This is a genomic window from Schinkia azotoformans, assembly GCF_035811335.1.
Classification (GTDB): Bacteria; Bacillota; Bacilli; order Bacillales; family Bacillaceae_J; genus Schinkia; species Schinkia azotoformans.
The window spans coordinates 136,757-160,393 of sequence record NZ_JARSMD010000016.1; the positions used below are offsets into that span (position 1 = coordinate 136,757).

The 23,637-nt window shown below is 38.6% G+C and carries 17 protein-coding genes and 1 other annotated feature; of the genes, 3 read left to right on the forward strand and 14 right to left on the reverse strand.

Features of this window, described 5'->3' with window-relative positions:
- Positions 1-68: 68 nt before the first annotated feature.
- A complete protein-coding gene (locus tag P9E47_RS09240; RefSeq protein ID WP_051678088.1) occupies positions 69-1,502 on the reverse strand; it encodes a sensor domain-containing diguanylate cyclase in 1,434 nt (477 codons plus the stop codon).
- A 460-nt stretch (positions 1,503-1,962) separates the two neighbouring features.
- On the opposite strand from P9E47_RS09240, the gene rpsD reads away from it, so the two are divergent.
- Positions 1,963-2,565 carry a 30S ribosomal protein S4 gene (gene rpsD / locus P9E47_RS09245; RefSeq protein ID WP_326152613.1) on the forward strand — a complete coding sequence of 201 codons (603 nt, stop codon included), beginning with the start codon at positions 1,963-1,965 and terminating at the stop codon, positions 2,563-2,565.
- Between the two features lie 120 nt (positions 2,566-2,685).
- Here rpsD and P9E47_RS09250 read toward each other — a convergent pair whose 3' ends face one another.
- From P9E47_RS09250 to tyrS, 3 genes are all read right to left on the reverse strand, one after another.
- Positions 2,686-2,820: an AbrB/MazE/SpoVT family DNA-binding domain-containing protein gene (locus P9E47_RS09250; protein WP_326153787.1), complete on the reverse strand. Its 135-nt coding sequence runs from the start codon at positions 2,818-2,820 to the stop codon at positions 2,686-2,688.
- A gap of 269 nt (positions 2,821-3,089) precedes the next feature.
- A complete protein-coding gene (gene tnpA, locus P9E47_RS09255) occupies positions 3,090-3,545 on the reverse strand; it encodes an IS200/IS605 family transposase (RefSeq protein WP_326153786.1) in 456 nt (151 codons plus the stop codon).
- 422 nt (positions 3,546-3,967) lie between these two features.
- Positions 3,968-5,227 carry a tyrosine--tRNA ligase gene (gene tyrS, locus P9E47_RS09260; RefSeq protein ID WP_326153832.1) on the reverse strand — a complete coding sequence of 420 codons (1,260 nt, stop codon included), beginning with the start codon at positions 5,225-5,227 and terminating at the stop codon, positions 3,968-3,970.
- 39 nt (positions 5,228-5,266) lie between these two features.
- Positions 5,267-5,523, reverse strand: a binding site (T-box leader).
- 133 nt (positions 5,524-5,656) lie between these two features.
- Here tyrS and P9E47_RS09265 point away from each other — a divergent pair.
- Positions 5,657-8,446 carry a transglycosylase domain-containing protein gene (locus P9E47_RS09265; RefSeq protein WP_326153784.1) on the forward strand — a complete coding sequence of 930 codons (2,790 nt, stop codon included), beginning with the start codon at positions 5,657-5,659 and terminating at the stop codon, positions 8,444-8,446.
- A 178-nt stretch (positions 8,447-8,624) separates the two neighbouring features.
- Here P9E47_RS09265 and narI read toward each other — a convergent pair whose 3' ends face one another.
- The 10 genes from narI to acsA all read right to left on the reverse strand — a co-directional run bounded on the left by narI (position 8,625) and on the right by acsA (position 22,739).
- Positions 8,625-9,305: a respiratory nitrate reductase subunit gamma gene (gene narI / locus P9E47_RS09270; RefSeq protein WP_035196711.1), complete on the reverse strand. Its 681-nt coding sequence runs from the start codon at positions 9,303-9,305 to the stop codon at positions 8,625-8,627.
- 2 nt (positions 9,306-9,307) lie between these two features.
- A complete protein-coding gene (gene narJ / locus P9E47_RS09275) occupies positions 9,308-9,889 on the reverse strand; it encodes a nitrate reductase molybdenum cofactor assembly chaperone (RefSeq protein WP_326163222.1) in 582 nt (193 codons plus the stop codon).
- The gene (gene narH / locus P9E47_RS09280) at positions 9,852-11,369 is read right to left on the reverse strand and encodes a nitrate reductase subunit beta (RefSeq protein ID WP_326163224.1); all 1,518 of its coding nucleotides are present in this window, start codon (positions 11,367-11,369) and stop codon (positions 9,852-9,854) included. The genes narJ and narH overlap by 38 nt, the downstream gene beginning before the upstream one ends.
- Positions 11,359-15,048: a nitrate reductase subunit alpha gene (locus P9E47_RS09285; RefSeq protein WP_326163226.1), complete on the reverse strand. Its 3,690-nt coding sequence runs from the start codon at positions 15,046-15,048 to the stop codon at positions 11,359-11,361. Before P9E47_RS09285 ends, narH begins: the two co-directional genes overlap by 11 nt.
- Positions 15,049-15,125: 77 nt before the next feature.
- Positions 15,126-16,346 (reverse strand): nitrate/nitrite transporter, encoded by a 1,221-nt coding sequence (locus P9E47_RS09290; RefSeq protein WP_035196697.1) that lies wholly within the window; start codon positions 16,344-16,346, stop codon positions 15,126-15,128.
- Positions 16,347-16,401: 55 nt separating this feature from the next.
- Positions 16,402-17,751 (reverse strand): NarK family nitrate/nitrite MFS transporter, encoded by a 1,350-nt coding sequence (locus P9E47_RS09295; RefSeq protein ID WP_326163228.1) that lies wholly within the window; start codon positions 17,749-17,751, stop codon positions 16,402-16,404.
- Positions 17,752-17,980: 229 nt separating this feature from the next.
- Positions 17,981-18,874 carry a GAF domain-containing protein gene (locus P9E47_RS09300; RefSeq protein ID WP_326163230.1) on the reverse strand — a complete coding sequence of 298 codons (894 nt, stop codon included), beginning with the start codon at positions 18,872-18,874 and terminating at the stop codon, positions 17,981-17,983.
- Between the two features lie 8 nt (positions 18,875-18,882).
- Positions 18,883-19,536, reverse strand: a complete 654-nt coding sequence (locus tag P9E47_RS09305; RefSeq protein WP_035196695.1) for a response regulator transcription factor — start codon at positions 19,534-19,536, stop codon at positions 18,883-18,885.
- A 10-nt stretch (positions 19,537-19,546) separates the two neighbouring features.
- Entirely contained in the window at positions 19,547-20,779 is a 1,233-nt protein-coding gene (locus tag P9E47_RS09310; RefSeq protein ID WP_326163232.1) for a sensor histidine kinase, read from the reverse strand.
- A gap of 241 nt (positions 20,780-21,020) precedes the next feature.
- Positions 21,021-22,739 (reverse strand): acetate--CoA ligase, encoded by a 1,719-nt coding sequence (acsA, locus tag P9E47_RS09315; protein ID WP_326153777.1) that lies wholly within the window; start codon positions 22,737-22,739, stop codon positions 21,021-21,023.
- Positions 22,740-23,003: 264 nt separating this feature from the next.
- On the opposite strand from acsA, the gene P9E47_RS09320 reads away from it, so the two are divergent.
- Entirely contained in the window at positions 23,004-23,636 is a 633-nt protein-coding gene (locus P9E47_RS09320) for a GNAT family N-acetyltransferase (RefSeq protein ID WP_326153776.1), read from the forward strand.
- Position 23,637 lies beyond the last annotated feature (1 nt).

Consider the following 23,637-nt stretch of genomic DNA (forward strand, 5'->3'; position numbering starts at 1 on the left):
ATTTACGCAAAAAGCCGAAATTTACAGTATCTTGTCAAAAAAAATAAAGCACTTTTAAGTGCTTTTAATTAAGTATAATTGTCATAGATAATGACGCGGTTTTTACCTGTTTGTTTAGCTTTATATAACGCCTCATCAGCGCGGTTAAACAGCTTTTTAACAGAATCCTTATTTTCTTTATGCCAAACAGTAATACCGCATGAAATTGTAATTTTGGGATTCGTTTCAATTTCCACTCTTTCAACCAATCGTTTAGCAACCATCAAGCCAGTCTTTAAATCTGCTTTTGGCAAATAAACTGCTAATTCCTCGCCGCCCCATCTGGCCCCCACATCATGCTCACGAATACTCTTTCTAATGATATTGGCTACTTGAATGATGACTTCATCGCCCACCTGATGTCCGAATGTATCGTTAATACTTTTAAAATCATCAATATCGATTAGCAGAAACGCCCCTAATGCGTCAGTATTCATCGACAACTGGATTCTTTCATCAAGGTAATTTCTAGAATGAAGCTTTGTTAAATTATCAGTAATCACCATTCTTTCCAATTCTTCTCTTAACATTGAATTCGTAAATGCCAACGTAGAATGGTGAATGAGCGATTGTAATAATTTAAATTTATCAAACGAAAAATGATAAGGGAGTTCATTCAGTACATAAACAGCACCTATAAGCGCATTGCTTTGGATCATTGGAATAACCATAAGAGATCGAAATTTTTTCTCACCAATATTTTCATCTAAGGAAAGATCTCCAATAAATACGGCATCCTTTTCCTGTTTGATTTTATTATTTATAAAATGCACTAATGGAACGGATTCATCTTGAAAAAAATAATCGGAGCTACCGGTTAAAACTTCAAACTGATCCTTTCCATTGAACATCAAAAAGCCAATTACTTGTGCATCAAAGGAAGCCCTAATCTGTTCTGACATAAAGTTGATTGTATCCGATAATCGCAGATTTGAATTCAAGCGATGCGTTGTTTTATTGATTAGCTGTAAATCTGATATAAGCTTTCTTGATTGTTGGTACAATTGTGCATTTTCCAAAGCACCTCCAGCTGTATTGGCCAATAGCTCAATGAAGCCAACCTCTTCTTTAGGAAAAATGGGAGTATCAGGAGCGGTGACTTGAAGAACCCCGTATATACCTTGTTTTCCTTTTAACGGTGCGTAAAGTACAGACTTATCATTAATTAACGAATCTTCAATTTGAACATTGCCTGTTAAATAAGCTTGCGCCGCCGCCTGATTAATGGAATCAGAACCATACTCCAAGTCATGGATAGGAAGTTCCGGATCCGTCGACGTATCGTGTGATAACAATAATACACAATCGAAGGTTTCATAAACTTCCTTTAGCGTATGAATGATTTCCTTTAATACTTCAGCCATATCCATCGAAGAGTGAAATTTCGCTGTAACCCGATATAGCTGTTCATACCTTTTTAATTTAATAATATCTATTTCTGTTGGACAGATTTCTCTGGGCATTTAAATTCACCTTCAAAATAAAAAAATGGGTATATCCGACGAACAATATATTATATTCCTATTATAAGCTTAATAGTCTTATTTTCCTATATCAATTTTCGGAAAATTGTAAACTACTTCCTTTTATTTATATATCGGTTATATTCAAGAAATTTTTCATCATAATTTTACTAAATCCAAATTATGATTTTATCTTTTAAATTATGAGAAGACAAGAATTAACCTTGACTTTATGCATAAAAAAAAATATAATAATTTTTGTGTGTAAAATAAAAGCGGCCTGAGTGTGCTTGCTTTTGTTTCATTTTGTTCCTCTTTTTTTAAAAGCCGAGGTGTATCGAGTAACTCTATGCTGCTGGGGCGAGGGTACATGAAGACAAAATGGGCAATCGATAGAGTGCATGTGTCTGTGTTTTGTTTTTATTTTACAAAATAAAAACATTGAAGGAGGAGCTAAATTATGGCTCGTTATACTGGACCATCTTGGAAATTATCACGTCGTTTAGGTATCTCTCTAAGCGGAACTGGAAAGGAATTAGAAAAGCGTCCTTACGCACCTGGTCAACATGGACCTAATCAACGTAAAAAGCTTTCTGAATACGGATTACAATTACAGGAGAAGCAAAAGCTTCGCCATATGTTTGGTATGAATGAGCGCCAATTCCGCAACACATTTGCTGCTGCTGGTAAAATGAAAGGTATTCATGGTGAAAACTTCATGATTCTTTTAGAATCTCGTTTGGACAGCCTTGTTTATCGTTTAGGACTTGCTCGTACTCGTCGTCAAGCTCGTCAGCTTGTGAACCATGGACATATTCTTGTTGATGGCGGACGTGTAGACATTCCTTCTTACCGTGTTAAGCCAGGTCAAACAATTTCTGTTCGTGAAAAATCACGCAACTTAGAAATTATTAAAGAAGCTGTTGAAATCAACAACTTCGTACCTGATTTCTTAACTTTTGATGCTGAGAAGCTTGAAGGTACTTACACTCGCTTCCCTGAGCGTTCTGAAATGCCTGCTGAAGTTAACGAAGCATTCATCGTTGAGTTCTACTCTCGTTAATGATAACGGACTGCAAATTATAACATCGAAAGCCCTAGAAACCTTTATATACAAGGTTTACAGGGCTTTTTAATTTGTATTGACCACACAAATAGAGGAATAAAATCGAAAACCGTCCTATTATATTTCGGGTGTTATGCCTTCCAGCATTTCCTCCAAAGTTTCTACTTCTTTACCTTCTAAAAAATTTACCGCCTGACACAAGGATTTTGGCAAACGAACAGCTAATCTTTTACCCCATTTTTGAACTTGCATATCATGAACCACCTTTCATTCTGTTAATATCAGTACATACACAGTTTTAACAAAATAGATGATATATTCTAGAAGAATTATGACCAACAAGGGGGAATTTGAGCATTTTTATTATTTTATCATCCTAGAAGGATAACTTAATCATTTGCACTAAGGCTATAAGCCTTAATTACCGGCCAGCGTCTAAAGGCGCTGGCTTTCATATATATTCAAGCCTCTATTGCCTTTGCCACTTTTGCCATCCCTAAAGGGCTGTTTTTATTACTTGGCTACCCTTTGAAAGGGTTTGTATACTCTTTTACACTCAATTTATCTAATGCAATATCATGTTTTTCTTGATCTTGAATGTATTTTTTAATCGTAGCTTCGTTAAGACCCACTGTACTTACATAGTATCCTTCAGCCCAAAAATGCCTGTTTCCAAATTTATATTTTAAATTTGCATGTTTATCAAACATCATGAGCGCACTCTTCCCTTTTAAATATCCCATAAAACTTGAAACTGATAATTTGGGTGGAATACTCACTAACATATGCACATGATCTGGCATAAGATGGCCTTCTATTATTTCAACTCCTTTGTATTTACATAGTGTTCTTAATATCTCCCCTACGCTCTTCCTATATTGATTGTAGATTATTTTTCGTCTATACTTTGGAGTAAAGACGATATGGTATTTACACATCCATTTGGTATGTGCTAAACTATATTCTTTATTTGCCAATGATGCTCACTTTCCTTTCTTTATTATAGAGGCTTGAACAATCTCTATTATAGAACTGAAAGTGAGTATTTTTGTATAACAATTTGTTGCCCACCCGCATAGCGGGTGGTTTTATGTTTCGCCTTATTCAGGCTCAACAGACTACAGTCCATAATAAAACCATCCTAACTAATCAAGTCAGGATGGTTTATTTATTTATTTATTTATTTATTGGCTTTGTTAAACAGCAATGTTGTATTCATTTTGCCGGACATTAGTTCCGTTATTTTCAATAAATTCTTCGTTTTTATCGTGGTTCCGGACATATAATCCGTTAATTTGCATAAATGATTGAAAAATAGGCTTCATTAGCCAAAATAACGGAATAGATGTCCGCTCAAACTCGTAAAGAAAAAACAACTTAATTTTAACAGAGCCTATTCTTAATACTTAATTAAATAATACTTCTTCTTCCCCCTACGAATAATCGTAAATTGCCCTTCAATACGATCCTCGGCAGCAACAACCCGGTCAACCTCAGTTGTTCTTTCTCCATTAATATAGATTGCCCCATTGCTAATATCTTCTCTAGCTTGGCGTTTTGATGGGCAAATTTTGCTTTCAACTAATAAATCTAATAGGCTGATTTCATCCTGCTTGCATTCGTGGGATGGTACATCCTTGAATCCTTGCTTTATTTCTGCTGCTGATAGGTTTTGAATGTCCCCGCTAAATAATGCTTCAGAAATGCGAATCGCTTGCTGTAAAGCTTCTTCACCATGAACAAGCTTTGTAACTTCTTCTGCCAATCTCTTTTGTGCTGTCCGTTTTTCCGGTGCTTCTTCAACTTCAGCTGCTAATGCTTCGATTTCTTCCGGCGATAAGAATGTAAAATATTTCAGGAATTTCACAACGTCTTTATCATCTGTATTAATTAAGAATTGGTAGAATTCATATGGTGATGTTTTTTCAGCATCAAGCCAAATTGCACCGCCTTCGCTCTTGCCAAACTTTGTGCCATCAGCTTTTGTTACAAGTGGAATTGTGAATCCGTAAGCTTTAGCTTCTTCATCTGTAGATTTTCTAATTAATTCAAGACCTGCCGTAATATTGCCCCATTGGTCACTACCGCCGATCTGCAAACGGCAATTTTCGTTTTTATAAAGATTTAAGAAGTCATTGGATTGTAAAATCATATAACTGAATTCTGTGAATGAAATACCTGATTGGATGCGGGATTCAACGGAATCCTTAGCAAGCATGTAGTTGACGCCAAAGTTTTTGCCTACATCTCTCAGGAACGTAATGACATCTAAATTTCCTGTCCAATCATAATTGTTTACAACTTTTGCTTTATTTTCACCTTCAAAGTCAAGGAATTGTGAAAGCTGTCGTTTGATGCTGTTGCTCCATTCCACCACTATTTCTGTTTCATTTAATGTTCTTTCTGCTTTTTTTCCACTTGGGTCACCGATTAAGCCGGTAGCTCCCCCAACAAGTGCAATTGGGTTATTTCCTGCTAATTGAAAACGGCGTAATGTTAATACTGTTAATAGATGGCCAATATGCAGGCTGTCTGCTGTTGGGTCGAAGCCACAATATAATGTAATGGGCCCTTTTTCAAGTTCTTTTTGCAATCCTTCTAAATCTGTTACTTGGTTGATTAAACCACGAAACTCTAAATCCTTTAATAAATCCACAATTCTTCCTCCTTAAAATAAAAAAATAAAAAACGCCCCTCAAATAGGGACGAATTGCTTCGCGGTACCACCCTATTTGAAGAACGTTACATGTCTCTTCCACTTCATTGGATAACGGCCCATACCGTTTGCTTATACTAAGAACAAGCGAAAACCTATCCAAAATAGGCTAGATGCTTTTCGTTTCCAAGCAAATGCTCAAGGATGTAATTCATGATATCTTTGTACTGACTTGCACCAGCCGTCAGTTCTCTAAAAACAGGGAGATATTCACTACTTATTCCTATCAATGCAAAATTAATTAAATGTAATACAATAAAAGCTAACATATTTAAAGCTAATAAGTCAAATAAAATTTGCCATTATCGAACTATTATATCAATGAATGTCGCTTTATGCTATAATATTGCTGATTTAGGGGGAGATATTAGGATGAATTTAAATAAAGACAAGCTTTTTAAATTTACTAGGATTTTCACAAAAGTCTCGTGGAATTTAGCGATTATATTCATAGCTTCCTGTTTAATTGGACTCTCCTTTGCCGGGGGCGTCGGGGCCGGCTATTTTGCCTCACTTGTTAAAGATGAACCAATCAGAAGCTATGATAGTATGAAAAAAGATATCTATAATTACGAGGAAACCTCTGAGCTTTATTTTAGCGATAATCAGTATCTTGGCAAATTGCGTTCTGACCTTGATCGCGAAGAAACAAAAATATCCAATGTTTCTCAACATGTTATTGATGCGGTTATTGCCACTGAGGATGAGAATTTTTTTGAGCATCCCGGTATTGTTCCAAAATCAATTTTACGGGCCATCTTCCAAGAATTCACTAACTCTTCTGTTAAAACCGGTGGTAGTACACTTACCCAGCAGTTAATCAAAAACCAAATTTTGACAAACGAAGTATCTTTCGAACGTAAAGCGAAGGAGATTATGATAGCCCTAAGACTGGAGCAATTTTTTGAAAAAGAAGAAATACTGGAAGCCTATTTAAATGTAGTACCATTTGGCAGAAATTCTTCAGGTCGAAATATCGCTGGTATCCAGACAGCGGCACAGGGCATTTTTGGTGTAGATGCAAAAGACTTAAATTTACCTCAAGCAGCATACATAGCAGGATTGCCACAAAGCCCTTTTGGCTATACGCCTTTTACAAGAACTGGAGAGATTAAAGAAGACATCACACCAAGCTTAAATAGGATGAAAACCGTGTTGAGCCGGATGCTAACAGAAGGCTATATTACCGAGAAAGAATATAAAGAAGCATTAACCTATGATATAAAAAGCAACTTCATACCACCAAAACAAAATATCGTAGAAAAGTATCCATATCTCACGTTTGAAATTGAAGACCGTGCAAAGAAAATTTTGTTAGAAATATTAGCCGAGAAAGATGGTTATTCATCAGAAGATCTTAAAAAAGATAATAATTTATATAACGAATATTATAGTAAAGCAGACAAAAATCTACGTCAAAATGGATATCGAATCTATTCAACCATTGATAAAGAAATTTACGATAAAATGCAGGTAATAAAAGACAGTTATCAATATTATGGAAATGATAAACAGGAAAAGGTGAAGGACCCGGATACCGGTGAAATCATTAAAGTAATGGAGCCGGTCGAGGTTGGAGCAATCTTGATCGACAATGATACTGGTGCCATTATCAGCTTTGTCGGAGGACGTGACCATAATCGCAAACAATTAAACCACGCAACTAAAGGAATACGTTCAAACGGGTCAACAATGAAACCAATATTAGTCTATGGCCCAGCCATTGATATGGGGCTTTTTCATCCGGGTTCAGTTATACCTGATGTCCCGTTAAAGATTCAAACCGTACAGGGACCGTGGGAACCAAAAAACTATGGAGAAGGATATCATGGATTGACAACTGCGAGAGTTGCACTAGCCAAATCTTATAATATCCCTACTGCTAAAATATATGCATCCATTATTAACAAAGACCCTACCAGCTATTTAGAGAAAATGGGGTTTAGCACATTAACGAATGGAGACAGATCCCACCTGTCCATGGCTCTTGGCGCGATGGATAAGGGAGTAACGATCGAAGAAAACGTAAATGCTTATTCAACCTTTGCAAATGGCGGAAAATTTGTTGATGCTTATATGATTGAAAAAATTGAAACAAAAGATGGCGAGGTCATTTATCAGCACACGCCTAATCCCGTGGATGTTTTTTCACCACAAGCGGCTTATTTAACAATTGATATGATGAGAGATGTATTAACAAAAGGTACAGCTGCCGGTGTGCCTAGTAAGTTAAAGTTTAAGGCAGACTGGGCCGGAAAAACAGGCACTTCTCAGGACTATAAGGATTCATGGTTTGTAGCCACAAATCCAAAAGTAACATTCGGCTTATGGATGGGCTATGATACACCAAAATCTCTCGAAAAAAGCTATAAAGGATATTCCTATTCTCAACGCAATCAAAAGTTGTGGGCTGAATTAATGAATGGTGTCTATGATGTGAAACCTGAAATTGTAGCAACTTCCGAGAAATTCAATATGCCTAGTGGGATTGTTCGAAAATCTTATTGTACGGTCAGTGGAAAACTACCATCAAATCTATGTGAGAAAGCGGGTCTAGTTGCCAGCGACCTATTTATTTCCAAATATGCACCGACTGAAGTAGACAATAGTTTAATCGAAGGCTCTTATATGGTCATAGGCGACAAGTATTATAAGGCACCGGAAGGCTTTCCAGAGGAGTTTTCGACAAAAGGCGTTATGTTAAATCCGGAATTCTTAAAAAGTAAGGACTTAGCTGAGGTACAAGATATCAGTTATCTTATATCTAATAGTTCAATATGGAAAAATATTATTGTTCCTGAAAAAGAGGCAGTTACTGATGATGGAAAGGTCCCTAGTTCGGTTAAAAATATCCATCTAAATGGAAAGGTACTAACTTGGGAAAATGTTCAGGATTCTGATATAGTCGGCTACCGTATATATAAAGCAAATAGCCCAACAGATCCATTTAGTAAGATTGCAAGTATTCCAAAAACATCCGAACTATCTTTCCAAGTATCAAACGCAAATGCAATTTTTTATGTAACAGCAATTGATGTAGCTGGAAATGAATCAACTCCATCAAAGGAAGTATCTTCAGGTAATCAAAATGATAGTGATTCAAGTGATAATGAAAATCCTAGTGATGGTAAAATTCCTGACCCAATGGATCATATTAATTAGTTAATAAAAACATAGCCAGCGTCTCAAGGCGCTGGCTTTCATATATTCAAGCTGATCTTGTTTGTAATAATCTAAAATGCTTTATTTAAAATTGGTATATTGGATTATCCTTATGCACCACTATATAATGACTATTCACCATTTGATCTCCTTTATATATTGGTCAATCCAGCCTCATTCACTTTATATGTTCTCTTTTTCTGTAAAGAATATAGCTTCTGTTAAAATAAGTTAATGGCACACTCCAGACATGGACAAGGCGAGTGAATGGCCAAATTCCTAATAAGGCAAAAGAAAGTAACACATGAAGTTGAAATCCAAGCGGTACACCAGCCATTAAGGCCGAATCAGGATTGAAGCTAATTAATCCACGGAACCACGGACTAATCGTTTCTCGATAATCAAACGCGTGATTGAGCTGATTTCCAATGATTGTGTTATAAACTCCAACTCCGACAATCAGTAGAATCAAAACGACAGTTAAAAAATCGCCAAAATCACTTGTATTTCTGACTCTCTCGTTCGTAAAGCGACGATTAAGCAGGAGCAAGATGCCCACAAAGGTTAAAATACCAACCATCCCTCCACCGTAGACAGCACCAGCATGATAGAGTGTTTCACTTACTCCGAAATGCGCCATCACATCCTTCGGAATTAAAAGACCGACGAGATGTCCTGCAAAAACCATGAGGATGCCAATATGAAACATCATGCTGCCCCATCTTAATAGCCTTTTCTCTAGAAATTCACTCGATTTTGCCGTCCATGCTAGTTGTCCGGTATTGTATCTATAGAAGTGTCCCACGACAAAAATAGTAATCATTAAATAAGGGAATATCACCCATAGAAATTGTTGCATTTCTATTCCCTTCCCCCCTTCAAATTAATATCTTCCATTGCCTCTTTTCCACATAGAGCAGCAAGTATTAAATACTCATATGGACTATTTTGTTGTTTTAATTCATTGCTTAACTTTTCGATTGGTTCCTCCAAGCTTTTTAATAAATTAACTGCGATTTGCAAGGGTGCGACTGATGCAAACTCCAGGACAACCGGCAAATAGTCGGAAAGCTCTGCATCTGTCATTTCATACCCATATTGTTTGTACAACGCTTTTAATTCAACTAATATTTGTCCTCTCTCACGCTGTTCTCCGGCCTTTAAGTAGCTCAATGAAAGGGAGCATTCGGGATTAAAATCAAATAGATTGACATAATGTTGTTCTAAATCATCTAAAGAATAATCCCCGATTCTTTCAAGAAAATTCTCTAGAAAAGCTTGTAAATCTTTATTTAAAAATTCTACTAATTCCTCAACCAACTCTCCCCATTGCAACCATCTTTTATCTGGATATTGGAGAAGATAGGAAATCATTCGAAATGATTTCCTGACCTCTTCTTCCATATTAATATTTAAGGATGTGGAATGAATCGTTTGTTCCATCATATCCACCTCCATTTACTTTGCATGTGCTGCAATCATAGCTATAGCCCGTTGTACCCTGATGCTCGTAAAGGTCTGAAAATTGCTCCTTATGGGCAGTAGGAATCACAAAGCGGTCTTCATACTTGGCAATTGATAACAAGCGATACATTTCCTCGACCACTTCTGGTGTCATGCCGATTTTTTTTAGAAGATCTAGGTTTACCTCTTTACCCAATGTCTTTTCTCTCATATGTTTACGCATAACAACCATTTTCTGCAATACATTTTTAATCACATCTACATCTCCTGCGCTAAGCAGATTGGCCAAGTATTCCAATGGAATTCTCATTTTGCTCACTATAGGGAACATCTCTTCAAGTGTTCCATTCGTATCTTTTCCTTCAAAAATTGCCGTAAATGGGCTAAGTGGCGACACATACCAGACCATTGGCAATGTACGATATTCCGGATGTAGCGGCAAAGCGATTTTATATTTTACAGCCATTTTGTAAATTGGCGATTTTCGCGCAGCCTCCAACCAATCCTCTGTAATCCCATCCCTTTTTGCTTGTTCAATCACTTCTAGATCATTCGGATCGAGAAATATACCTAATTGCGCTTCGTAAAGATCTCTTTCATTCGGCGTTGAAGCCACTTCCTTCACTTTGTCGGCATCATATAAAAGAATCCCGATATAGCGCAGGCGACCTGTACAGGTTTCTGAACAAACGGTTGGCATCCCTGCTTCAATTCGTGGGAAACAGAACGTACATTTCTCCGCTTTTTGTGTTTCCCAGTTAAAATAGACCTTTTTATACGGACAGCTAGTCATACAATGTCTCCAACCACGGCACTGCTCCTGGTCTACAAGAACGATTCCATCCTCATCGCGCTTGTAGATGGCGCCTGATGGACAGGAGGCCACACAGCCCGGATTTAAACAATGCTCACAAATACGCGGCAAATACATCATAAAGGCCTGTTCATATTCAAGCTTCACTGATTCTTGTAGCTGCCTCATGTTTGGATCGTTCAACCCTGTCATATGGGAACCAGCTAAATCATCCTCCCAGTTTGGTCCCCACTTCAGATCCATCGTTTGCCCAGTTAACACCGACTTAGGACGAGCAACAGGCTGATGCTTTCCCTGTGGACTGTTTGTCAGTTTTTCATAGTCATACGTCCATGGCTCATAATATTCATCAATCGTTGGAAGGTCAGGATTATGGAATATTTTACCCAATGCTAATTTATTCAGTTTACTGCCGGACTTTAATTCAAGCTGGCCGTTTTTTAAAGTCCAGCCACCCTTATGCTTTTCTTGGTTCTCCCATTCAATCGGATAACCTATCCCTGGCTTTGTTTCAACGTTGTTAAACCACATATATTCTGCTCCTGGACGGTTCGTCCATGTATTTTTACAGGTAACGCTGCATGTATGACAGCCAATGCATTTATCTAAATTCATTACCATCGCTACTTGTGCTTTAATCTTCAAGCCAAGGCACCTCCTTCATCTTCCGTACAGATACATAAATATCACGTTGATTGCCGATTGGACCATAGTAGTTAAATCCATAGCTAAGCTGGGCATAGCCGCCGATAATTTGCGTTGGTTTCACATGAATTTTAGTCGGACTATTATGTGTGCCACCTCGGTCACCCGTAATATTGGTACCAGGCGTATTGATATGCTTGTCCTGTGCATGATACATATATAGTGTGCCCTCCGGCATTTTATGGCTCGTAACCGCTCTTGCAGCCACAACACCGTTTCTGTTATATACTTCAACCCAGTCATTATCCCCAATTCCCGCTTTTTCCGCATCCTTTTCACTCATCCATACATGTGGACCACCGCGGAAAAGGGTAAGCATCATTAAATTATCTTGATATGTGCTATGAATGTTCCACTTTCCATGCGGTGTTAAGTAACGAAGGGTGATTTCCTTTTCCTCTTTACTTGGCGCTAGGTCTCGGTCCGCAAACACCATCTCTGGCAATGTCGGCTTGTAAATCGGTAAATTTTCACCGTACTCCGTGATAATTTCATGATCCAGATAGAAATGCTGACGTCCAGTCAACGTTCTAAATGGTACATATCTTTCAATATTGGTTGTAAATGGCGAGTAGCGTCGATTCCCTTTATTCGAGCCCGTAAAAATAGGGGTTGGGATGACTTCACGTGGCTGTACGGTAATATCATGGAATGTCTGATGAACACCGGCTTTATCTTCAGCAATATCCTTGAGGGAAAGACCCGTTTTCGCTTCTTCTGCTTCCCATGCCTTCATCGCAACCTTACCATTTGTAGCGCTTGATAAAGTCATCATCGCTTCTGCTGCTTGGCGCGTATTTTCAATACTCGGCATCCCTTTTGAAATGCCTTCTTGTTGAATTGTTCCATTCATACCCTTTAATTGCTCATACTGTTCGGCTACGGAAAAGGAAATGCCATGAGCACCGACCGGATTCTTCTCTGCTAATGGTCCTAGCCCTATAAATTTTTCATATAGCTTTGTATAGTCCCGCTCAACAAAGGTCAACCGCGGCATTGTCCGTCCTGGTACCGGATCTGTTTCTCCCCTTTTCCAATCCACAACTTTACCAAACGGCTGCGCGATTTCATCCTGTGAATCATGCTGAAGCGGCATCATGACGAGGTCCTTGACAACTTGTGGTAAATGCTTTTCCGCCAGCGTGGAAAAGGCCTTGGCAATCCCTTTGAATGTATCCCAATCCGATTGGGCCTCCCAAGGTGGATTAATCGCCGGATTAAACGGGTGGACAAATGGATGCATATCAGTGCTGCTGATATCATGCTTTTCATACCAGGTTGCCGCTGGTAGGACAATATCTGAATACAGCGCATTACCCGCCATACGGAAATCAACTGTAACAAGAAGATCCAGTTTCCCTTCGGCTCCTTCTTCTCTCCATTTAACTTCCTCCGGCTTCGTCACTGTATTTTCCTGACCAAGCAGGCCGTTCGATGTACCTAGCAAATGCTTTAAGAAATATTCGTGACCTTTACCAGAGCTTGAGATTAAATTAGAACGCCATACAAACAAATTTCTTGGGAAGTTTACTGGATTATCCGGATCTTCAATCGCAAACTCCATTTTTCCCGTCTTTAATTCATCAACTACATACTTAACAGCATCCTCTGGCGTTTCTGCTCCTGCCTTTTTCGCGTCATTAAACAACTCTATTGAATTTCGATTAAATTGCGGATAAGAAGGAAGCCATCCTAACCGCGCTGCGAGAACATTATAATCGGCCGAATGCTGATATCTTGGTTTTTTTACAAGCGGTGATGCCAGTTCATTCAGCTTTGTTTCTTCATAGCGCCATTGGTCAGTAGCAAAATAATAGTAGGAGGTTGCATTTTGCAGGCGTGGCGGCATTGACCAGTCGCGTCCAAAGGCAATTGTTCCCCAGCCTTCCGGAACGCGGCATTTTTCTTGGCCAACATAATGAGCCCAGCCCCCACCATTTACACCTTGTGAACCTGTTAAAAGCACTAGATTTAAAATGCTGCGGTAAATGACATCGCCATTGAACCAGTGGTTGATACCTGCACCCATAATAATCATCGAGCGTCCCTTACTATCGACAGCATTCTCAGCAAACTCCCTAGCAATCTTAATTACTAGGTTTCTATCTATTCCTGTATACTTTTCCTGCCAAGCTGGTGTATATGGTTGTTCCTCTTCATAAGAAGAAGTTCTTCTGCCAAGCACATCCCGAGTAACCCCATAATGGGCGAGCATTAAATCAAACACAGTCGTCACAACGATTTGTTCTCCCGATGGCTTCGTAACCTTTTTAACCGGTACAGAACGAGAAATGGTATTCGTGCCATCGCAGTCAAAATACGGCAGTTCAATATCAACGATGTCATCCTCATGTCCAAGAACGGTTAATTCCGGATCATAGGATTGGCCTTGTTCATCCTTTTGGAGAAGGTTCCACTGGCCTTTATTTCCCCAACGGTGTCCAATACTGCCATTAGGAATAACAATCTTCTTTGTTTCTTTATCGATAACAGCTGGCTTCCACTCCGCATTCGCAAGCGGCATTCCTAAATCACTGGCATTTAAGAAACGATCAGACACATAAACATCCCCAGCTTGTTTTAAGGTAATCAAGTACGGAAGGTCCGTATATTTCTTGGAATAGTCATAGAAGTATTCTGTTTGTTGATCTACATAAAATTCTTTCAAAATAACATGAGTCATCGCCTGCGCAAGGGCAGCATCCTCACCAGGTTTAACATTCAGCCAATCATCCGCAAATTTCACATTTTCTGCGTAATCAGGGCTGACTGACACAACCTTTGTACCTTTATAACGAACCTCTGTCATAAAATGGGCGTCAGGTGTTCTTGTCATAGGAACGTTGGAGCCCCACATCATAATGTAAGTTGAATTGTACCAATCACTGCTTTCCGGTACATCCGTTTGTTCACCCCAAATTTGCGGGGATGCTGGGGGCAGGTCCGCATACCAATCATAGAAGCTTAACATTGGTGCACCTAGCATCGATAAGAATCGTGCCCCTGCTGCATAGCTAACCATGGACATTGCCGGAATTGGTGTAAAACCGGCTACACGGTCTGGACCGTATTTCTTGATTGTATAAATGAGGGAAGCGGAGATCATCTCGTTCACTTCCTCCCTAGTGGCACGAACGAAGCCACCCTTACCACGAGCAGATTTGTAAACTTTCGCTTTTTCAGGATCCTCAACAATACTTATCCATGCCTTGACAGGATCATTTTCCTGTTTTAGTGCCTGACGATATAATTTAAGGAGTGCACCGCGGACATAAGGAAATTTAACACGAAGCGGGCTGTAGACATACCAAGAAAAACTAGCACCACGTGGGCAACCCCTTGGTTCAAACTCCGGCATGTCCGGCCCGCAGCTCGGATAATCTGTTTGTTGATTTTCCCACGTAATAATTCCGTCCTTCACGAAAACCTTCCAGCTACAGGAGCCCGTACAATTTACTCCATGTGTGGTCCGCACTACCTTATCGTGCTGCCAACGCTGGCGATAAACTTTTTCCCAATCACGATTTCCTTCAGAAAGCTGGCTCCATCCATCGGACAAGGACTCTATCGGTTTAAAATAACGAAGCTTATTAAAGAGCTTTCCAGACTTTGTTTTCATAAAATTCTCCTTTTCTTCATGTTCTTCAGCGGCTGTATTAAAGAGTATTGTTGATTTATTTAGATGGTGTTTTATCATTAAATAGCATTTTCATCAAGAACAGACTCTTCCACTCGATTTTTATTTCTCTTCCATGAGTTTTTTAACCACACAAGCATAGCAAGGGCTACTAGGTAGGTCGTGCCGATCCACCAAAATCCAAACGCATAGGTTCCTGTAATCTCTTTAAATGTGCCTAGAATATTCGGCAAAAAGAACCCACCAAGACCCCCAGCAGCACCAACAAAGCCCGTGACAATTCCAACTTCCTTTGGAAATCTTGTTGGAATGACTTGGAACAGCGCTCCGTTGGCAATTCCAAAAATCATCATCGCAATAATAAACAATGCAAGAGCTATATAAACAGATGGCAGGATACCGATTAAATCGAGCACAACGGCAGCTAGTAAAAATAATTTTATGAGTAGGCTCATACCACCTAAACGGTCTGCGATATAACCTCCGATTGGACGAACAAAGCTTCCTGCAAATACCGTTAAGGTAACAAAGTCTCCCGCCGTTACTTTATTTACCCCATATTGATCCACAAAGAAGATGCCTAGATAGCTTGTTAGTCCCACAAATCCACCAAATGATAAGCTATAGAAGAAGCTAAAAATCCATGTTTCTTTTACTTTTACAATTGCTAAGTACTCAGAAAGCTTTTGCGGCTTCGGAGATGTTGGACTTTCTTTAGCAAAAACAATGAAAAAGATAAAGGCCACTGCTAAGGGAATAAGCGCAAAGCCGAATACAGCATGCCAACCAAAGGCCTCAGCAATTCGCGGTGCAAACAAAGTTGCTAAAACGGTTCCACTGTTCCCAGCTCCTGTAATCCCCATTGCCAATCCCTGATGCTTAGGAGGATACCAGCGACTTGCAAGGGGAAGGGCTACAGCAAAACTAGCCCCGGCTATACCTAGTAAAAAACCGAACGCTTGAACTTCTGTCAACGAATTTCCATAGAGCCAGCCCCAGAAAAGTGGAATCATCGTCAGCAGCATTCCGATAATTCCCATTCGTTTTCCCCCAAAGCGGTCTGCAAGTAATCCCATCGGAATCCGTAGCAACGAACCACCCAAAACAGGAATACCAACCATCAAACCTTTTTCAACAGGAGACAGTCCAAAATCCTGGACAATAAATGTTGAAGTGGCCCCGACGATTACCCAGATCATGAAGCTAATATCAAAATAGAGAAATGACGAGATCAAGGTAGGCAAATGTCCGCTTTTAAAAAAATCTTTTAAATTACTCATTTTTCTCTTCTCCCCAATCCGTTTTCTAACTTATATTTCCAAAGAAAGACCGACATTAGCATTTTACTTCGGCATTTTTGCGAGTATAGTAATACCAGCAAACTACTAGACTGATTCCGTAATAGGCAATAAATAGATATAGTGCTAAGTTGGCCGTGCCGGTAGTTGAAATGGACCAACTAAAAATCTTTGGAATGATAAAGGCACCATAGGCAGCAATTGCGCCTGTAAATCCTAGAACAGGAGATGCTTGCTTTGGTTCAAAAATAATTGGAATCATCCGAAACGTTGAACCATTGGCGATACCTGTTGTGAAGAAAAGAATAATAAACATAACAAGAAAGCCGGTAAAATGATGCTGATTTAAAAAGTAAATAACACCAGTTGTGGCTGCAATCATAATGATAATATCCCAGAACGTTACAATCGCTCCTCCTAACTTATCGGAAATCCAGCCACCAATCGGTCTTACAGATGCACCTACAAGTGGACCAAGAAAGGCTAGTTGAAGTGCATTTACCTCAGGAAACTCAGATTTAATTAATAGCGGAAACGCTGCGGCATAGCCGATAAACGAACCAAAGCACATCGTGTAAAGCCATGACATAATCCATGTATGCTTATTTTTAAAAATAATAGCTTGTTCCTTAACTGATTGTTTTGTATTCGGTAAATTATCCATACCCCAAAGAGCTATAATCGTTACAAGAGCGATTGGTATCACCCAAATATAAGCAGCATTCTGAATCCAAACCTCAGAACCGGACCCTGATACTTGAGAAGATCCGAAAAGTCCAGCAAAAGTTCCCGTTGCAATCACAAGTGGTGTTACAAATTGAACAGCACTTACACCTAGATTTCCAAGTCCAGCATTGATACCATTCGCTGACCCCTTTAATTTTTTAGGGAAAAAGTAAGCGATGTTAGCCATCGAGGATGAAAAGTTACCTCCACCAATACCGCAAAGGGCCGCTAGGATAGCCATTGTTGTAAATGATGTCTCAGGATTTTGAACGGCTATTCCAATACCGACAGCAGGCAAGAGTAGTAAAGCAGTACTAATAACTGTCCAGTTTTTACCCCCAACGATTCCTGGCATAAATGTAAAGAATATTCTAAGCGTTGCTCCCACCAAACCCGGCAATGCTGCAAGGGTAAATAATTGACTCGAAGTGAAGCTAAAGCCTACATCATTCAAATTAACAGCCACGACTGACCAAATTTGCCAAACTACAAACGCTAAAAATAGGGCCGCTACCGATATCCACAAATTTCGATTTGCATGCCGTTTCCCTTCTGAATTCCAGAACTTCTCATCCTCTGGATTCCAACGGGGAATGCGACCCTTTCTTTTAGATTCATAGCGATCACTTTTTATTGGATTTAAATTTTTTGCCCCTTCCATTCTCACCCATCCTTTCTTATCAACAACATAATTGTATTCGCTTTAAAAAGTAGTTCCTATCAGGGGAATACCGTAGAACACTATGGGGAAAACACGTATTTTTTCAAAGATTGTAACAAGTTGTTCACAACTCGTTCATTGAAACTAATATTTCAACCTACTAATAAATAACAAAAATAAAGGCACAACTAGAGTTATCTACTAGTTATGCCTTTACCATACGTTCTAATTAATGATGGGATCTATCCCAAGGATTGCTGCTTAATAACAAGTTTAGAAAAAAATTCATAGTTAGCACTGTTTTTTCGTTGTCACAAGCGACTTCGATGCTTCCTTTTAGCCACCTTACTCTATCAGCCAGACAGGAGAAGGTATCTGGTGGTATCTCTATATTCGTCTGTGTGTCAATTTCTATCGAAAACTGTTGATCAGATTTTCTTTCGATCACTACTTTAACCTTTGAATCAGCTACTGCCCAAGATGCAAAATCAAAAAGGTATTGAAAGATGGAAATAAAACTTTGCTGAATTTCTCCCGGCAGCAATGTGATTCGCTGATCTAATAATATAAATTTAATTTTATCTCCTCTTTTTGTTTTCTCCTCTATAAAATAGCGAGATAACGCTGACTTTTGATTTTCCTTTTTATCTTCTAAAGCCGGCCGTGCCACTTCACGTTCTTGAATATAGGAAGCCAACATTTCTTCAGCGACTTCTTTTATGCGACTAACCTCGTTCGGACCAAACTCTCGATAGGACCTTTGTCCAATCAGAAGAACGCCAATCATTTGATTCTGTAATAGTAAAGGTACAGCTACAGCGGATTTTAGTTCTTCAATAATTAAAATTGGGAATTCAATTGCTTCATCTTGAAGCTCTTCAGGAAATCTTGTAATGATAAATTCCCGTTTTGTTTTTAACGTCCGGCCCGCTATTCCTTTACCACTTCTTACTACAATACTTGTATAACGCTGGTTCAAAGAACCTACAGCAAGCCGCCATCGGAATTCAAGATTAATAGGATCATAGAAGGCGATAGCAGAAAAGTCCGCATTCAGTTCCGTTACAGTGGACTGAAGTTTTTTATTTAGTATTCCTTTTAATCCCAGTTTTTCATTTTTCATGTTTTCACCTAATTTTCTAATAAACCTCGTTTTAATGCAAACTGTACAAGGTCTCGTCTTGTTGTAATTTGAAGTTTTTCCATCATTTTTGATTTATGTGTTTCAACTGTTCTTGGACTAATCTTTAAAAGTTCGGCAATTTCTTTATTTGTATAACCTTTTGCCACCAGACTAAAGATTTCTTTTTCTCGCTCAGAGAGAAGATCAAAGGAATCCTCATAATCTTCTCCCCTATCATGAAGGACATGTTCAATTATTTTTTTCTGCGCACTTGGATAAAGATAAGCTTGACCGGAATACACTTGGCGAATAGCCGTTACAAGTTCCTGACCCAACGAAGATTTTAACAAAAAGCCAGATGCCCCGGCTTTTAATGCTCTAAATAACGAATCTTGATCATCATGCATTGAAAGAATAATAACCTTAATATCTGGATAACTCTGTGTAATCTCACTTGTCGTTGGTAGCCCATCTCTACCATTCGGCATACTTAAATCCATAATGATGATATCCGGCTTCGTTTGGGGAATTTTTAATAAAGCCTCATTTCCCTCTGCGGCTTCGCCAATGACAAACATGTCGGTTTGAGCATTTAATAATAAATGCAGCCCTTCTCGAACTACTGCATGATCATCAACTAAAAAAATCCTAATTTTATTCATCCTCATCACCTTATGTTATTGGAATTTGCACTTGAACTTTTGTTCCTTTACCTACCTCAGACACAATTGAGAACACACCGCCCAGCATGGAGGCCCTCTCTTCCATGCTATAAATTCCAACTCCTTTTCGATTCATCGGATTCATTTCAAATCCTTTTCCAAAGTCCGTAATAGATAAGGAAACAATTTCTGCTTTTATATTAATATCAATAACAATATCAATACGCTCAGCACTAGAATACTTGGCAGCATTAATCAATGCCTCTTGCGCAATTCGATACAATGCCGTTTCAATAGCTGAGGGCAACCGTTCATTCCCTCTTTTAGATGTAAGATTAATTTGCATACCAAATCGGGTGCCTAATTCTCGAATAAATATTTTTAATGTTGAGATCAACCCATGATCATCTAGTGTGGATGGACGTAATTCTGCCGATAAATTCCTTACATCTTCAATCGTTTGTTTAATCATCAGCTGCAGTTTATCTAGATAGATCTCTAGCTCCTTTTTATTTTTAGGAATAGATTTGATGACATCAACTTGTAAAAGCATCCCAAACAAAGATTGACCCACCCCATCATGCAGTTCTCTAGAAATAAGTTTCCTTTCCTTTTCCTGAGCTTGTAAAATGGAATGTGTAATTAACTTTTGAATCTGTTTATGTTCCTCTTTTCGCTTTTCACTAATAGGCTGCAAACCAACAACAATCCCTTTTTCCTTTTCTGGAGTTGTATAATAGGAGGTCGTTGCTTGTACTGGAATCAATACATTATTTGTATTTTTTATATAAAGTTCAACTGGATTTTCCTCATCACTAGTTAAAAAGCACTTTGAAACATCACATATCTTATCTGCTCCAGGATAATTTGAGCAAACTTCGCAAAAATTTTCGATTTCATTATTTCGTAAACCTAAAAGATTCTTACCCGCATCATTTAGGCTGATAATCCTTCTATCTTTATCAAGAACAAAAAGTCCTTGTGCACTATTCTTTATAACTGCCAGCAGCTGCTCTTGTTGGGAGCGACTATTTCTCTCTTGTAAGAAAATAATGGCAAAAAAGACTGTGATAATAATCAGGACGAATAAAAATAAAGGCAATTTTGCTGCATAATCAACTTCTATCTCAAGCATATAAATTAAAGATTGAATAATGACCAGAGAGACTACGATACTGAACATACCGTTTTTCAAATGAAATAATGCAAACGAAGTAAATTTACTACGATTACCTGAAATCATATCTGCCTTCCTTTCAAAATCATTTTTACTCTTTAATTTTCTGCGTGGTATATATAGGATGTTTTTTTATAGTCCCTTTGTGCACTTTATCATTTATTTTCACGGCTATACTAGCATAATACAATGATTTTTTAACGCTTTTTAAGTAGCTTTTTTACTTTTTGGTGAACAAAGTTATTTATTTTTAAATTACAGCAAAAAAAGCACACAAAAAACCCTCCGAGCCCGGAGGGTTTCTTTATTAATCTTCCATAGTTGATAAATCGCCTGTTGGCAAATCTAATTCCCACGCTTTTAGTACACGTCTCATAATTTTACCGCTTCGTGTCTTTGGAAGCTTATCACGGAACTCGATTTCACGTGGAGCTGCGTGTGCCGCTAAACCAGTCTTAACAAATGCACGAATTTCTTCTTTTAATTCATCACTCTGCTCATAGCCATCACGTAAAGCAATAAATGCTTTAATAATTTCCCCACGAACTGGGTCTGGCTTCCCTATAACACCAGCTTCAGCAATAGCAGGATGTTCTACTAGTTTACTTTCTACTTCAAATGGACCAACGCGCTCGCCAGCTGTCATAATAACATCATCAACACGTCCTTGGAACCAGAAGTATCCATCTTCATCCATATAAGCAGAGTCACCAGATACATACCAATCATTTGGTACGAAGTAAGACTCATACTTTTCTGGATTATTCCAGATTTGTCTCATCATTGAAGGCCAACCTTTTTTGATCGCTAAGTTACCCATGCGAAGTGGTGGCAATTCATTACCTTGATCGTCTACAATAGCTGCTACCACACCTGGAATTGGCTTACCCATTGAACCTGGTCTAATTTCCATAGATGGGTAATTTGAGATTAATTGTGCGCCTGTTTCAGTCATCCACCAGTTATCGTGAATCCGTAATCCAAATACCTTATGTCCCCAACGAACAACTTCCGGATTTAGTGGTTCACCAACACTTAGAACATGACGAAGTGCAGATAAGTCATATTGTTTAATTATTTCGTCACCAGCGCCCATCAACATACGGAATGCAGTTGGTGCGCTATACCAGACAGTAACCTTTAAGTCTTCTAATGTTTGATACCAAGTTTCCGGTTTAAAACGTCCACCTACGATAACGTTTGTGACACCGTTTAACCATGGGCCAAATATTCCATAAGATGTTCCTGTTACCCAACCTGGATCTGCTGTGCACCAATAAACATCATCTTCTTTTAAATCTAGTACCCATTTAGCAGTTTGGTATTGTTGGATCATAGCATTGTGTACATGTAGTACACCTTTAGGCTTTCCAGTAGAACCAGATGTATAGTGTAATAAACTGCCATCCTCACGATCTACCCACTCTATTTCCAACTCATTACTAGCTTCAGCTAAACGAGTCTTGAAATCTACGAATTTACCATCTTCAGTAACGTTGTCCCCCACAACAACGACCTTTTCAAGAAGTGGTAATTCACCTACCGGTATGCGGTTTAGTAATTGTGGTGTAGTTACAATCACTTTAGCGCCGCTATCTTCAAGGCGATCACGTACCGCTCCCTCCATGAACGCTTCAAATAATGGTCCAACAATAGCACCTAGTTTCAATGCTCCCAATACAACAAAATATAGCTCTGGAGAACGTGGCATAAATACGAATACACGATCACCTTTTACAACATTAGCTGCATTTTTTAGAACATTACCAGCTTGATTTGTGCGCTCCATCAATTCTTTGAACGTATATTGTTCATTTCTGTCTGCATCACGGTAATGAAGTGCTATCTTGTCCCCTTTTTCACCAAGAGCATGACGGTCAATTGCTTCATAAGCGATATTAACCCGTCCAGTTTCATACCAGGAAAAATTCTTTTCTACTTCTTTCCAATCAAAGTTAGCGTACACCTCGTTGTAATCTTTTAAATTATAGTCCCCTTGAACCGCAGAAAGCGTTTCCACTTTCATTAAATCTCCCCCTTTATTTTTCTGTGGAATGATTCCATTATAATACCAATTTTCAGAACTTTCAATCGTTAAGTTAAATTTTTTTAAAAAAACTTATAATATCATGAACAAAATCCGACAAAATACACCAGTTTTTTATCAACACCCCCTACTTTCATGTATAATAGAGGAAGAACAAAATATTACTTTTTTTCTATTAAAAGGTTTTATCTAAAAGGTTTTATCATTTTTAAGTAGAATAAATAAAATAAGGTGGTGGCTCGATTGGAGCACAACAAAACGTATTATTCAAAACAGATGATGACAGAACACGGTCCTCTTATTATAGAAGGACCAGTGGAACCTCAAATTTTGGAAAATTACGAATTCCACAAAGATTTAGTGGCCTTTAGACAACCAGAGGAGCAGCATAAAGCAATCGTTGAAATTGCTAGTTTACGAGAAGGTAGAATATTAATTGCAAGATGGAATAATATGATAGTAGGCTATGTTACTTTCGTGTACCCTGACCCATTGGAAAGATGGGCTGAAGGGAAAATGGATAACCTAATAGAATTAGGGGCGATTGAAATAATTCCACAATTCCGGGAGAAAGGTGTCGGAAAAAACTTATTAAAAGTTTCCATGATGGATGATGCAATGGAAGATTATATTATCATTACTACCGAATATTACTGGCACTGGGATCTTAAAGGCACCGGTCTAAACGTCTGGGACTATCGAAAAGCAATGGAAAAAATGATGAATGCCGGTGGACTTATTTGGTATGCTACAGACGACCCTGAGATAAGCTCCCATCCTGCCAACTGTTTAATGGCACGAATAGGTTCAAGAGTTTCACAAGAGTCCATTCAAGAGTTTGATCATCTTAGATTCATGAACCGATATTTCTATTAAT

What these genes read in the sequence shown, in the direction of transcription:
- P9E47_RS09265 (WP_326153784.1), top strand. Translation starts at nt 5,657, where the DNA reads ATGAATTTAAATAAAGACAAGCTTTTTAAATTTACTAGGATTTTCACA.
- acsA (WP_326153777.1), bottom strand. Translation starts at nt 22,739, where the DNA reads ATGAAAGTGGAAACGCTTTCTGCGGTTCAAGGGGACTATAATTTAAAA.
- P9E47_RS09250 (WP_326153787.1), bottom strand. Translation starts at nt 2,820, where the DNA reads ATGCAAGTTCAAAAATGGGGTAAAAGATTAGCTGTTCGTTTGCCAAAA.
- P9E47_RS09310 (WP_326163232.1), bottom strand. Translation starts at nt 20,779, where the DNA reads ATGATTTCAGGTAATCGTAGTAAATTTACTTCGTTTGCATTATTTCAT.
- narI (WP_035196711.1), bottom strand. Translation starts at nt 9,305, where the DNA reads ATGCAACAATTTCTATGGGTGATATTCCCTTATTTAATGATTACTATT.
- P9E47_RS09300 (WP_326163230.1), bottom strand. Translation starts at nt 18,874, where the DNA reads ATGAAAAATGAAAAACTGGGATTAAAAGGAATACTAAATAAAAAACTT.
- P9E47_RS09240 (WP_051678088.1), bottom strand. Translation starts at nt 1,502, where the DNA reads ATGCCCAGAGAAATCTGTCCAACAGAAATAGATATTATTAAATTAAAA.
- P9E47_RS09295 (WP_326163228.1), bottom strand. Translation starts at nt 17,751, where the DNA reads ATGGAAGGGGCAAAAAATTTAAATCCAATAAAAAGTGATCGCTATGAA.
- rpsD (WP_326152613.1), top strand. Translation starts at nt 1,963, where the DNA reads ATGGCTCGTTATACTGGACCATCTTGGAAATTATCACGTCGTTTAGGT.
- P9E47_RS09290 (WP_035196697.1), bottom strand. Translation starts at nt 16,346, where the DNA reads ATGAGTAATTTAAAAGATTTTTTTAAAAGCGGACATTTGCCTACCTTG.
- P9E47_RS09285 (WP_326163226.1), bottom strand. Translation starts at nt 15,048, where the DNA reads ATGAAAACAAAGTCTGGAAAGCTCTTTAATAAGCTTCGTTATTTTAAA.
- narJ (WP_326163222.1), bottom strand. Translation starts at nt 9,889, where the DNA reads ATGGAACAAACGATTCATTCCACATCCTTAAATATTAATATGGAAGAA.
- P9E47_RS09305 (WP_035196695.1), bottom strand. Translation starts at nt 19,536, where the DNA reads ATGAATAAAATTAGGATTTTTTTAGTTGATGATCATGCAGTAGTTCGA.